This window comes from Pseudomonas fluorescens (genome assembly GCF_001307155.1).
GTDB lineage: Bacteria > Pseudomonadota > Gammaproteobacteria > Pseudomonadales > Pseudomonadaceae > Aquipseudomonas > Aquipseudomonas helvetica.
Genome location: NZ_CP012830.1, coordinates 4,126,763 through 4,139,286 on the forward strand (window position 1 = coordinate 4,126,763; position 12,524 = coordinate 4,139,286).

The following is a 12,524-nucleotide window of genomic DNA, read 5'->3' on the forward strand; positions in this document are numbered from 1 at the left end:
TCTTGCAATAGCCGGCCTGCGCCCGCTTCAGGCGTCAAAAGTTTGCTTCAAGGAACGGGGAATACCGGTGGATCGCTCTCAGTTAATCAACAGTGCCCGCAGCAACCTGGCAGACCTCAGTCGAGGCAATCTGGGTGTGCCGCTGTTGCTGTTGGTCATGCTGGCGATGATGATGTTGCCGGTCCCGCCGTTCCTGCTCGACGTGTTCTTCACCTTCAACATTGCGCTGTCGATTGTCGTGCTGCTGGTCTGCGTCTACGCCTTGCGGCCGCTGGATTTCGCGGTGTTTCCGACCATTCTGCTGGTCGCCACGTTGTTGCGACTGGCATTGAACGTGGCCTCGACCCGGGTGGTGATGCTCCACGGTCAGGACGGCCATGCCGCCGCCGGTAAGGTGATTCAGGCCTTCGGCGAGGTGGTGATTGGCGGTAACTACGTGGTCGGTATTGTGGTCTTCGCGATTTTGATGATCATCAACTTCGTCGTGGTGACCAAAGGTGCCGGGCGGATTTCCGAGGTCAGTGCGCGGTTTACCCTGGATGCGATGCCGGGCAAGCAGATGGCCATCGACGCCGACCTGAACGCCGGCCTGATCGACCAGCCCGCAGCCAAACTGCGCCGTATGGAGGTGGCCCAGGAGGCCGAGTTCTACGGTTCGATGGACGGTGCCAGCAAGTTCGTGCGCGGTGATGCCATCGCCGGTCTGCTGATTCTGTTTATCAACCTGATTGGCGGTATGGCGGTCGGGATCTTCCAGCATGGCATGAGCTTCGGCGATGCCGGCAAGGTCTACGCATTGTTGACCATCGGTGACGGTTTGGTGGCGCAATTGCCATCACTGCTGCTGTCCACCGCGGCGGCGATCATGGTGACCCGTGCTTCCGGTTCGGAAGACATGGGCAAGCAGATCAATCGGCAAATGTTCGCGTCGCCCAAGGCGCTGGCGGTAGCTGCCGGTTTGATGGCGGTCATGGGCCTGGTGCCAGGCATGCCGCACTTCTCCTTTCTCAGCATGGCCGCCGTCGCAGCGGGTGGCGCGTATCTGTTCTGGAAAAAACACAACATCGTCAAGGTTCAGGCTCTGGAAGAGGTCAAGCGCCAGCAGGACCTGCTGCCGTCGCCCGCACGGGCCATGGAAACCAAAGAGCTGGGCTGGGATGACGTGACCCCGATCGACATGATTGGTCTGGAAGTCGGCTACCGTCTGATCCCGCTGGTGGATCGCAACCAGGGTGGTCAGTTGCTGGCGCGGATCAAGGGCGTGCGCAAGAAGCTTTCCCAGGATCTGGGCTTCCTGATGCCGACCGTGCACATTCGCGACAACCTCGATCTGGCGCCGAGTGCCTACCGCCTGACCCTGATGGGGGTGATCCTCGCCGAGGCGGAGATTTATCCGGACCGCGAACTGGCGATCAATCCCGGGCAGGTCTACGGCACGCTCAATGGCATCACCGCCAAAGATCCGGCCTTTGGCCTGGAGGCGGTCTGGATCGAAATCAGTCAGCGTCCGCAGGCGCAATCCCTGGGGTACACCGTGGTTGATGCCAGTACGGTGGTGGCGACTCACCTCAACCAGATTTTGTACAAGCATTCCAGCGAGCTGATCGGCCACGAAGAAGTTCAGCAGCTCATGCAATTGCTGGCTAAAAGCTCGCCAAAACTGGCCGAGGAGCTGGTGCCGGGCGTCGTTTCGCTGTCGCAGTTGCTCAAAGTACTGCAGGCCTTGTTGGCCGAACAGGTTCCGGTTCGCGACATTCGCAGCATTGCCGAAGCCATCGCGAACAATGCCGCCAAGAGTCAAGATACTGCCGCTCTGGTGGCGGCCGTTCGCGTCGGCGTATCGCGCGCTATCGTCCAAAGCATTGTAGGCACTGAGTCCGAGCTGCCTGTGATCACCTTGGAACCAAGGTTGGAACAAATATTGCTCAATAGTCTTCAGAAGGCAGGACAAGGCTCGGAAGAGGGCGTTTTGCTGGAGCCAAGCATGGCAGAGAAGCTGCAACGTTCGTTGATCGACGCCGCGCAGCGTCAGGAAATGCAAGGTCAACCGGTGATTCTGCTGGTAGCAGGTCCGGTACGCGCGATGCTCTCGCGGTTCGGACGTTTGGCAGTGCCGGGGTTGCATGTGTTGGCGTATCAGGAAATCCCTGACAACAAGCAAGTGACCATCGTTGCGACAGTAGGGCCCAACGGCTGAGGTAGTGGTTTATGCAAGTTAAGCGTTTTTTCGCCGCCGATATGCGTCAGGCCATGAAGCTGGTTCGCGATGAGCTGGGCGCTGATGCGGCCATTATCGGTAATCGCCGGATCGCCGGTGGTGTCGAGCTGACGGCTGCCCTGGATTACAAGCTGTCGGCGCTGGCCCCGCGTGTATCGAACATTGAACTCGAAGACGAGTTGCGCAAGACCCAGTCGCGGATCGTCACGGCTCAGGCTGAATTGAGCCTGCGTGGCGACGGCGAAGGTGATGCGAGCGCCAGCACCAATCGCCAGTTGTTTGCCGGCCTGCCGCTGACCGCTGCGGAACCTTTGATCGAGCCGACCTTTGCTGAGCGGCCGCGTCCTGCTCCAGCGCCTGTGCATTCTGCCGGGGTCGATCCGCGGGCTTTCGACTCGATGCGTTTCGAACTCAATGGCCTGCGTGAGTTACTCGAAGTGCAGTTGGGTTCGCTGGCCTGGAACCAGCTGCAAGGCAGTCGCCCGCAGCAAGCCAACCTGTGGCGTCGCCTGCAACGCATTGGCCTGTCCGGTCCGTTGTCGCGCGACCTGCTGGAACTGATTACTGAAATTGAAGAGCCCCGCCAGGCCTGGCGCATGCTGTTGGCGCACCTGGCGCGGATGATCGTGACTCCCGAGATCGAACCACTGGAAGAAGGTGGCGTGATCGCCATGGTCGGCCCTGCCGGCATGGGTAAAACCACGACACTGGCCAAGCTGGCCGCGCGTTACGTGCTCAAGTACGGCGCGCAGAACATCGCGTTGGTGAGCATGGACAGCTTCCGCATTGGTGCCCAGGAACAGCTCAAGACCCTGGGGCGTATCCTCAATGTCTCGGTGACTCACGTCGACCCAGGCCAGTCCCTGGCGCAAGCCCTTGATCCGCTGTTGCGCAAGCGTGTGGTGTTGATCGACACCGCCGGCCTGCAAGCCAGTGATCCGGCGTTGCGCATGCAGCTGGAAAGCCTGGCCGGTCGCGGGATCAAGTCGAAGAATTATCTGGTGCTGGCCACTACCAGCCAAAAGCAGGTGCTGACTGCCGCTTATCACAGTTACAAGCGGTGCGGGCTAGCAGGCTGCATTCTGACTAAACTGGATGAAACAGCGAGCCTGGGCGAGGTGTTGAGCCTGGCAATCAGCCACGAATTACCTGTCGCTTATCTGACCGACGGGCCACGGATCCCGGATGATCTACATTTACCGCGCCGGCATCAGTTGGTCAGTCGCGCCGTTAGCGTGCAGATGCAGGAAGAACCCAGCGAAGAAGCCATGGCTGATATGTTCGCTGACCTCTACCACAGCCCGGCCAAGCGTGTCGGCTGAGGTAATAATGAATAGATTTGTATCTACATCGATGGCCTGCCATGCATTGTTCACAAGTGAGCGCGCAGCCAGTCATGTAGTCCGCGTCTAAGCAAGACAAGGTAAAGAACGAACATGGGCAGCATGCATCCCGTACAGGTGATCGCAGTGACCGGCGGCAAAGGTGGCGTCGGGAAGACTAATGTGTCAGTGAACTTGTCCCTGGCTCTTGCTGAGCTCGGCCGGCGCGTCATGCTGCTGGACGCCGATCTGGGGCTGGCGAACGTTGACGTCCTGCTGGGGCTCACGCCCAAGCGTACGCTGGCCGACGTCATCGAAGGCCGCTGTGAACTGCGCGATGTATTACTTCAGGGGCCGGGCGGAATTCGCATTGTTCCCGCAGCGTCCGGTACCCAGAGCATGGTTCACCTGAGCCCGGCCCAGCATGCTGGCCTGATTCAGGCATTCAGCGACATCGGCGATAACCTCGACGTATTGGTGATCGACACGGCGGCGGGTATTGGTGAGTCGGTCGTCAGTTTTGTTCGCGCAGCCCAGGAAGTATTGCTGGTGGTGTGCGACGAGCCGACGTCGATCACTGACGCCTACGCGCTGATCAAACTGCTCAACCGCGATTACGGCATGAACCGCTTCCGCGTGCTGGCCAACATGGCGCAAAGCCCGCAGGAAGGGCGAAATCTGTTCGCCAAGTTGACCAAGGTCACGGATCGCTTCCTCGACGTCGCCTTACAATACGTCGGTGCGGTGCCTTACGACGAATGCGTGCGTAAGGCGGTGCAGAAGCAGCGCGCCGTGTATGAAGCGTTTCCTCGTTCCAAGTGTGCGCTGGCATTCAAGGCCATCGCGCAGAAAGTCGATACCTGGCCGCTGCCTGCCAACCCGCGTGGGCACTTGGAATTTTTCGTCGAGCGTCTGGTGCAGCAAACTGCGGGTCCGGTTCTATGACAGCCAGCGGTTACAACCTGTACAAGAAGTCGGCGCGTGACGCGCAGTACGAACTGATCGAGCGTTACGCGCCACTGGTAAAACGTATTGCCTATCACCTGTTGGCGCGCTTGCCGGCCAGTGTTCAGGTCGAGGACCTGATCCAGGCAGGCATGATCGGTTTGCTTGAAGTGTCGACCAAATACGACGCGAGCAAAGGTGCGAGTTTCGAGACGTACGCGGGGATCCGTATCCGTGGTGCGATGCTCGATGAAGTCCGCAAGGGTGACTGGGCGCCACGCTCGGTACACCGCAATACTCGGATGGTGAGTGACGCGATTCGCTCAATTGAAGCTAAAACCGGGCGTGACGCTAAAGATCACGAGGTTGCGGCCGAACTCCAATTGAGTCTCGACGATTATTACGGGATTTTGAATGACACCTTGGGCAGTCGCCTGTTCAGCTTCGACGATCTGTTGCAGGACGGCGAGCATGAAGGGCTGCACGAGGATGGCGCGAGTGCTCATCTCGAACCGTCGCGCGACCTGGAAGATGAACGCTTCCAGGCAGCACTGGCGGATGCGATTGCCAATTTGCCGGAGCGTGAGCGACTGGTGTTGGCGCTGTACTACGACGAAGAGCTGAATCTCAAGGAAATCGGTGAGGTCCTGGGGGTCAGTGAATCGCGGGTCAGCCAGTTACACAGCCAGTGCGCGGCCCGTTTGCGGGGGCGTTTGGGGGAGTGGCGAGCGCGCTGACAGCAGTGTGGGGACACTGCGAACGAAACAGGCAGGGCGTAACGCTGTGCCGGTCTTCATCCGTTGTGCTCCAGACAGTCGTCGAGTGCTCTGCCGAATTGATTGAATGGCGTGTTCAGGTGCTGAACGCGTTTAAGACTGCTTGGAGGTCGAATTGGACAAGAACATGAAAATCCTCATCGTTGATGACTTCTCAACGATGCGGCGGATCATAAAAAACCTGTTGCGTGACCTTGGGTTCACCAACACGGTCGAGGCGGACGACGGTATTACCGCCATTCCCGTCCTCAACAGCGGGAGCATCGACTTTCTGGTAACGGACTGGAACATGCCTGGCATGACCGGTATCGATTTGCTGCGCCACGTGCGCGCCGATGAAAAGCTCAAGCACCTGCCGGTGCTGATGGTCACTGCCGAAGCCAAGCGCGAGCAGATCATCGAAGCCGCTCAAGCCGGTGTAAACGGCTATGTGGTCAAACCCTTCACGGCCCAGGCGTTGAAAGAGAAGATCGAAAAAATATTCGAACGCATCGGTTGATGCGCGGAGCCACTGCGCCACGGGGGGAGCTATGGAGCAAAGAGAATCTTCACAGGGCGATTTCGAATCGACCCTGAAAAAACACGCTCACGAACTGGTCGAAAGCCTTGAAAAGGGCAGGTTCGGTGACGCTGTGCAACTGATCCATGAGCTCAATCAGACCCGTGACCGCGGCCTGTACCAGGAGGTGGGCAAGCTCACTCGCGAGCTGCATAGCGCGATCGTCAATTTTCAGATTGACCCGAACATGCCGCAAGCCGAGGAAGTCTCACAGATCACAGACGCCACCGAGCGCCTGTCCTATGTGGTCAAGCTGACCGAAGCGGCCGCGAACCGGACCATGGATCTGGTCGAGAACAGTACTCCGCTGGTCAATGGCCTGAGCACTGACGCCCAGGCCTTGAGCGCCGACTGGGGACGTTTCATGCGCCGCGAAGTCGGTGCCGAAGAGTTCCGCGAACTGGCCCGGCGTGTCGACGGTTTCCTGACGCGTAGCGTCGAGGAGAGCCAGGTCGTCTCGGGCAACCTCAACGATATTCTGCTGGCTCAGGATTACCAGGATCTAACCGGTCAGGTGATCAAGCGCGTGACTCAACTGGTCACTGAAGTCGAAAGCAACCTGCTCAAGCTCGTGCTCATGGCCAGTCAGGTAGACCGCTTTGCGGGCATCGAACATGACCATGAAGCGATGCTGGCTGAAAAAGATCCGCAAAAACATCTCTCTCAGGGTGAAGGTCCGCAGATTCATGCCGATAAAAGAGAAGACGTTGTGTCCGGTCAGGACGATGTGGACGATTTGCTATCCAGTCTTGGATTTTAGGTTTTTTAGGTTTTTAGACCTTTAGGAGCACCCCCTTAATGAGCTTCGGCGCCGATGAAGAGATCCTTCAGGATTTCCTGGTTGAGGCCGGCGAGATTCTAGAGCAACTGTCCGAACAGCTGGTCGAGCTGGAAAGCCGACCCGATGATGCGGATTTGCTCAATGCAATTTTTCGCGGTTTTCACACTGTAAAAGGGGGCGCCGGCTTCCTCCAGCTCAATGAGCTGGTGGAGTGCTGTCACATCGCCGAGAACGTGTTCGACATCCTGCGCAAGGGTGAGCGTCGCGTCGACTCGGAACTGATGGACGTGGTTCTCGAAGCGCTGGACGCCGTGAACAGCATGTTCAGCGAAGTCCGCGAACGAGCACCGATCACTGCGGCTACACCGGAACTGCTGGCGGCTCTGGCCCGCCTGGCCGAGCCTCAAACAGCCGATGTGGCGCAACCAGTTGCAGAGGTGGTTGAAGCACCCGCCGCTGAAAGCGAATCGGGCGACATCACCGACAATGAATTCGAACTGCTGCTGGACTCGCTGAACGCGGTCAAGGCGCAAGCTGAGTCGGGGGCGCCTGTAGCCCCGGCACCTGAAGCGGCTGCCGGCAGCGATGAAATCACCGATGCCGAGTTCGAGTCGTTGCTCGACCAATTGCACGGCAAAGGCCAGTTCGCCCCTGATGCAGTGGCGGCAGCGCCTGCCGCACCGGCTGCCCCGAAAGCGGCAGGCGACAGCTCCGACATTACCGACGACGAATTCGAAGCACTGCTCGATCAGTTGCATGGCAAAGGCAACTTCGCCGTTGATGCCCTGGAATCGGCAATTGCTGCCGTTCCGGCACCTGCGGCACCTGTGGCTGCAGCCGTTGGTAGCGATCTGATCTCCGATCACGAGTTCGAATCGCTGCTCGACGAATTGCATGGCAAAGGCAAGTTCACGGAGGTTGGCACGGGTTCTGCTGCTTCTGTGGCGGCACCAGTTGCCAAGGCTGCAGCGCCAGCACCTGTGGCTAAAGCGCCCGAGCCAAAGGCTGAAACGCCGAAGCCTGCTGCCGCTGCTGCACCGGCTCCCGCCCGCGCAGCGGCGTCACCGCCACCGGAAAAACCGGCCAGTGAAGCCGAGACCACCGTACGTGTGGATACCGCACGTCTCGACGAAATCATGAACATGGTCGGCGAACTGGTACTGGTGCGTAACCGCTTGGTCCGTCTGGGGCTCAACAGCGGCGACGAAGCCATGTCCAAGGCCGTGTCGAACCTCGACGTGGTCACGGCCGACTTGCAGACCGCAGTGATGAAGACCCGGATGCAGCCGATCAAGAAAGTCTTCGGGCGCTTCCCGCGCCTGGTTCGCGACCTCGCGCGCCAGTTGAAGAAAGAGATCAACCTGGAGCTGGTCGGTGAAGAAACCGACCTCGACAAGAACCTTGTCGAGGCTCTGGCCGACCCGCTGGTCCACTTGGTGCGTAACTCGGTCGACCACGGTATCGAAGAACCGGCTGATCGTGAGGCGATGGGCAAGCCTCGCAGCGGCAAAGTGATTCTGTCCGCAGAGCAGGAAGGCGATCACATCCTGCTGTCCATCTCTGATGATGGCAAGGGCATGGACGCTGATGTTCTGCGCGGTATCGCCGTGAAGAAAGGCTTGATGGACAAGGATGCGGCGGACCGTCTCAGCGAGTCCGACTGCTTCAACCTGATCTTCGCGCCGGGTTTCTCGACCAAAACCGAGATCTCCGACGTGTCCGGTCGTGGCGTGGGCATGGACGTGGTGAAAACCAAGATCGCCCAGCTCAACGGCACCATCAATATCTACTCGACCAAGGGCAAAGGCTCGAAGATCGTCATCAAGGTCCCGTTGACCCTGGCGATCATGCCGACGCTGATGGTCATGCTCGGCAACCAGGCCTTTGCTTTCCCGCTGGTCAACGTCAACGAGATTTTCCATCTCGACCTGTCGCGCACCAACGTGGTCGACGGTCAGGAAGTGGTGATCGTACGGGACAAGGCGCTGCCACTGTTCTACCTCAAACGCTGGCTGGTCAGCTCCGCCGCTCACGAAGAGCAGCGTGAAGGCCATGTGGTGATCCTTTCAGTGGGCACTCAGCGGATTGGCTTCGTCGTCGATCAGCTGGTGGGCCAGGAAGAAGTGGTCATCAAGCCATTGGGCAAAATGCTTCAGGGAACCCCGGGCATGTCCGGCGCCACCATTACCGGTGACGGTCGCATCGCCTTGATTCTCGATGTTCCGAGCATGCTCAAGCGTTACGCCGCACGGCGTATTTGATTCTGGCGGAGCGGGGCGACTGAGCCTCGCTCCGTCTAACGGAGTGTTTATGGCAGTCAAAGTCCTGGTGGTGGATGATTCTGGTTTTTTCCGCCGCCGCGTCTCGGAAATTCTTTCAGCAGATCCGAGTATCCAGGTTGTCGGTACGGCGACCAACGGTAAAGAGGCGATCGATCAGGCCCTGGCCCTCAAGCCAGACGTGATCACCATGGACTACGAGATGCCGATGATGGATGGCATCACGGCGGTGCGGCACATCATGCAGCGCTGTCCTACCCCGGTTTTGATGTTCTCCTCGCTGACGCACGAAGGCGCTCGGGTCACTCTCGATGCACTGGATGCCGGCGCGGTGGACTTCCTGCCGAAGAATTTCGAAGACATCTCGCGCAATCCCGAGAAGGTCAAGCAACTGCTGTGCGAAAAGGTCCACAGCATTTCGCGCAGTAACCGTCGTTTCAGCGCCTACAGCGCCCCGGCTCCAGCCGCCGCGCCAGCCCCGGCACCGGCACCTTCGAGTTTCGGCAGCAGTGCGCCTGCGCCTGTGCGTCCGGCCCCGACGCCGATTCCTGCGCGTGCGCCGGTTGCCAGCGCATCGTCGCCGGCCCCGAAACGCAAAGCCTACAAGCTGGTTGCCATTGGTACCTCAACCGGCGGCCCGGTTGCGTTACAACGGGTGCTGACACAGCTGCCGGCAAACTTCCCGGCGCCGATCGTGCTGATCCAGCACATGCCGGCGGCCTTCACCAAGGCTTTCGCCGAGCGTTTGGACAAGCTCTGCCGGATCAGCGTCAAGGAAGCCGAGGATGGTGACATCCTGCGTCCGGGCCTGGCCTTGCTGGCACCGGGTGGCAAGCAAATGATGATCGACGGCCGTGGCGCGGTGAAAATCCTCCCGGGTGACGAGCGTCTGAACTACAAGCCGTGCGTGGACATCACCTTCGGTTCAGCGGCCAAGTCCTACGGTGACAAAGTTCTGGCGGTAGTCCTTACCGGCATGGGCGCCGACGGTCGCGAAGGCGCGCGTCTGCTCAAGCAGGGCGGCAGCGCGGTCTGGGCCCAGGATGAAGCCAGTTGCGTGATCTACGGCATGCCGATGGCGATCGTCAAAGCCGATCTGGCTGACGCGATCTACGGCCTCGACGATATCGGCAAGCACCTGGCCGAGGCGTGCATCTGATGGATGTTTTAAGCCTCATCGGGATCATCATGGCGTTCATCGCCATTATTGGTGGCAACTACCTGGAAGGCGGGCATCTCGGTGCCTTGGCCAATGGCCCGGCGGCACTGATCGTGCTCGGCGGGACCATTGGCGCTGCGTTGTTGCAGTCGCCGATGAGTGCCTTCAAGCGCGCCATGCAGATTCTTCGCTGGATCCTCTTTCCGCCTCGCGTCGACCTCGCCGGTGGTATCGACCGTGTGGTCAACTGGAGCCTCACCGCGCGCAAGGAAGGTTTGCTCGGGCTTGAAGGGGTAGCGGACAGCGAACCCGACAGCTACTCGCGCAAAGGCTTGCAGTTGCTGGTCGACGGCGCTGAACCCGAGTCGATTCGCAGCATCCTCGAAGTGGATTTCTACACCCAGGAAAGCCGTGACATCGAAGCCGCCAAAGTCTTTGAAAGCATGGGCGGCTATGCGCCGACCATCGGTATCATCGGTGCGGTCATGGGCCTGATTCATGTGATGGGCAACCTGGGTGATCCGTCGCAACTGGGCAGCGGCATTGCCGTGGCCTTCGTCGCGACCATCTACGGTGTGGCCAGCGCCAACCTGGTGTTGTTGCCGATTGCCAGCAAGCTCAAGTCCATCGCGTTGCGGCAGTCGCGTTATCGCGAAATGTTGCTGGAAGGCATTCTGTCGATCGCCGAAGGTGAAAACCCACGCTCCATCGAGTTGAAGCTTCAGGGCTTCATGGACTAAGGGAATAACCTCATGGCTCGTCGCCGTCAGCACGATGAACACGTCAACCACGAGCGCTGGCTGGTGTCCTACGCGGACTTCATCACACTGCTGTTTGCCTTTTTCGTGGTGATGTATTCCATCTCTTCGATCAACGAAGGCAAGTACAAGGAAATTTCCGAAGCGCTGGTCGGGGTCTTTACCAACTCTGACCGTGCCCTCAAGCCGATCCCCATTGGCGAAGAACGTCCGAAGACGGTTACCCCGGCCAAGCCGCTGGTCAAGGACAGCGAGCAGATCGATGCCGGCATCGCCCAGGCCAGCAAGGATCCGCTCAAGAGTATTGCCGATGACATCAGTGCGGCGTTTGGCGATTTGATCAGTTCCAATCAGATGACCGTGCGTGGCAACGAGTTGTGGGTCGAGATCGAACTCAACTCCAGCCTGTTGTTCGGCAGCGGCGATGCGATGCCCAGCGATATCGCGTTCAACATCATCGACAAGGTCGCGGCGATTCTGAAGCCGTTCGACAACCCGATTCACGTTGAAGGCTTCACCGACGATCAACCGATCCGCACGGCGCAGTACCCGACCAACTGGGAACTGTCCTCGGCCCGCTCGGCGAGCATCGTGCGCATGCTCGCCATGCAGGGTGTCAACCCCGGGCGTCTGGCCTCGGTGGGTTACGGCGAGTTCCAGCCCGTGGCCAATAACGCGACCGCCGAAGGGCGTGCGCGTAACCGGCGCGTGGTGTTGGTGGTGTCGCGCAATCTCGATGTACGCCGCAGCCTGACCGGTACCGGAACCGCTAATGCAAAACCGGACGCCGCGTTGAAGCGTGCTGGCACACAAACTGCACCGACGACTGTCAAGTCGCCGGGACACGAGAGTGCCGTCAATTCTCCGTCACCCGGCTTATAACGTTGAGCTATTTCTCGGTTGTATTGATTCGACCGGGAGGAACAATCTGAATGAGAGTCTGGGCAGTCGCCAATCAAAAGGGTGGTGTCGGTAAAACCACTTCCTCCATCGCTTTAGCCGGTTTGCTGGCTGAGGCGGGCAAGCGCGTGGTTGTGGTCGATCTCGACCCACACGGCTCTATGACCAGCTACTTCGGTTACGACCCCGACAGCCTGGAACACAGCAGCTACGACCTGTTTCTGCACAAGGGCAGCGTGCCGCAAGGCTTGCCCGGGCAGCTGTTGCTGCCGACCAGCGACGAGCGTATTTCCCTGTTGCCGTCGAGCACCGCGCTCGCCACCCTCGAGCGCCAGTCGCCGGGGCAGAGTGGCCTGGGCCTGGTGATCGCCAAGAGCCTGGCGCAATTGTGGCAGGACTTCGATTACGCGTTGATCGACAGCCCACCGTTGCTTGGCGTGCTGATGGTCAATGCCTTGGCGGCCAGCCAGCAGTTGGTGATCCCGGTGCAGACCGAGCACCTTGCAGTGAAAGGTCTGGAGCGCATGGTCAACACCTTGGCGATGATCAACCGTTCGCGTAAACAAGCGCTGCCGTTCAGCATCGTGCCGACCCTGTTCGATCGTCGCACCCAAGCCTCGCTGGGAACCTTGCGGGTGCTGCGCGACATGTACCCGGAAGAAATCTGGCAAGGCTACATCCCGGTCGATACCCGACTGCGTGATGCCAGCCGTGCCGGCCTGACCCCTTCGCAGTTCGACGGCAAGAGCCGTGGAGTGCTGGCGTACCGCGCACTGCTCAAGCATTTGCTGGCGCAGCAACTTGTTCCGCAGGTGGCTTGAGGTGAA

11 protein-coding genes are annotated in these 12,524 nt (G+C 59.6%); all 11 read left to right on the forward strand.

Annotated features, from left to right (window positions below; translation table 11 throughout):
• The first annotated feature begins 67 nt into the window (after positions 1-67).
• The 11 genes from flhA to AO353_RS18820 all read left to right on the forward strand — a co-directional run bounded on the left by flhA (position 68) and on the right by AO353_RS18820 (position 12,518).
• On the forward strand, positions 68-2,197 hold the full coding sequence (flhA, locus tag AO353_RS18770; protein WP_054596299.1) for a flagellar biosynthesis protein FlhA: 2,130 nt from the start codon (positions 68-70) through the stop codon (positions 2,195-2,197).
• Positions 2,198-2,208: 11 nt separating this feature from the next.
• Complete coding sequence (flhF, locus tag AO353_RS18775) at positions 2,209-3,540, forward strand: flagellar biosynthesis protein FlhF (protein WP_054596300.1); 1,332 nt, start codon at positions 2,209-2,211, stop codon at positions 3,538-3,540.
• Between the two features lie 114 nt (positions 3,541-3,654).
• Entirely contained in the window at positions 3,655-4,485 is an 831-nt protein-coding gene (gene fleN, locus AO353_RS18780) for a flagellar synthesis regulator FleN (RefSeq protein WP_019692370.1), read from the forward strand.
• Complete coding sequence (gene fliA / locus AO353_RS18785) at positions 4,482-5,222, forward strand: RNA polymerase sigma factor FliA (RefSeq protein ID WP_007894214.1); 741 nt, start codon at positions 4,482-4,484, stop codon at positions 5,220-5,222. The genes fleN and fliA overlap by 4 nt, the downstream gene beginning before the upstream one ends.
• Positions 5,223-5,388: 166 nt before the next feature.
• Positions 5,389-5,760, forward strand: a complete 372-nt coding sequence (locus AO353_RS18790) for a chemotaxis response regulator CheY (protein WP_008006721.1) — start codon at positions 5,389-5,391, stop codon at positions 5,758-5,760.
• Between the two features lie 31 nt (positions 5,761-5,791).
• Complete coding sequence (locus AO353_RS18795; protein ID WP_054596301.1) at positions 5,792-6,580, forward strand: protein phosphatase CheZ; 789 nt, start codon at positions 5,792-5,794, stop codon at positions 6,578-6,580.
• Positions 6,581-6,618: 38 nt separating this feature from the next.
• The gene (locus AO353_RS18800) at positions 6,619-8,862 is read left to right on the forward strand and encodes a chemotaxis protein CheA (RefSeq protein WP_054596302.1); all 2,244 of its coding nucleotides are present in this window, start codon (positions 6,619-6,621) and stop codon (positions 8,860-8,862) included.
• 49 nt (positions 8,863-8,911) lie between these two features.
• Entirely contained in the window at positions 8,912-10,039 is a 1,128-nt protein-coding gene (locus AO353_RS18805) for a protein-glutamate methylesterase/protein-glutamine glutaminase (protein WP_054596303.1), read from the forward strand.
• The gene (locus AO353_RS18810; RefSeq protein WP_054596304.1) at positions 10,039-10,779 is read left to right on the forward strand and encodes a flagellar motor protein; all 741 of its coding nucleotides are present in this window, start codon (positions 10,039-10,041) and stop codon (positions 10,777-10,779) included. The genes AO353_RS18805 and AO353_RS18810 overlap by 1 nt, the downstream gene beginning before the upstream one ends.
• Before the next feature lie 12 nt (positions 10,780-10,791).
• Complete coding sequence (motD, locus tag AO353_RS18815) at positions 10,792-11,679, forward strand: flagellar motor protein MotD (RefSeq protein ID WP_054596305.1); 888 nt, start codon at positions 10,792-10,794, stop codon at positions 11,677-11,679.
• Positions 11,680-11,729: 50 nt separating this feature from the next.
• Positions 11,730-12,518, forward strand: a complete 789-nt coding sequence (locus tag AO353_RS18820) for a ParA family protein (RefSeq protein WP_054596306.1) — start codon at positions 11,730-11,732, stop codon at positions 12,516-12,518.
• The last annotated feature ends 6 nt before the right edge of the window (positions 12,519-12,524 follow it).

What these genes read in the sequence shown, in the direction of transcription:
- flhF (WP_054596300.1), top strand. Translation starts at nt 2,209, where the DNA reads ATGCAAGTTAAGCGTTTTTTCGCCGCCGATATGCGTCAGGCCATGAAG.
- fleN (WP_019692370.1), top strand. Translation starts at nt 3,655, where the DNA reads ATGGGCAGCATGCATCCCGTACAGGTGATCGCAGTGACCGGCGGCAAA.
- fliA (WP_007894214.1), top strand. Translation starts at nt 4,482, where the DNA reads ATGACAGCCAGCGGTTACAACCTGTACAAGAAGTCGGCGCGTGACGCG.
- AO353_RS18790 (WP_008006721.1), top strand. Translation starts at nt 5,389, where the DNA reads ATGAAAATCCTCATCGTTGATGACTTCTCAACGATGCGGCGGATCATA.
- AO353_RS18795 (WP_054596301.1), top strand. Translation starts at nt 5,792, where the DNA reads ATGGAGCAAAGAGAATCTTCACAGGGCGATTTCGAATCGACCCTGAAA.
- AO353_RS18800 (WP_054596302.1), top strand. Translation starts at nt 6,619, where the DNA reads ATGAGCTTCGGCGCCGATGAAGAGATCCTTCAGGATTTCCTGGTTGAG.
- AO353_RS18805 (WP_054596303.1), top strand. Translation starts at nt 8,912, where the DNA reads ATGGCAGTCAAAGTCCTGGTGGTGGATGATTCTGGTTTTTTCCGCCGC.
- AO353_RS18810 (WP_054596304.1), top strand. Translation starts at nt 10,039, where the DNA reads ATGGATGTTTTAAGCCTCATCGGGATCATCATGGCGTTCATCGCCATT.
- motD (WP_054596305.1), top strand. Translation starts at nt 10,792, where the DNA reads ATGGCTCGTCGCCGTCAGCACGATGAACACGTCAACCACGAGCGCTGG.
- AO353_RS18820 (WP_054596306.1), top strand. Translation starts at nt 11,730, where the DNA reads ATGAGAGTCTGGGCAGTCGCCAATCAAAAGGGTGGTGTCGGTAAAACC.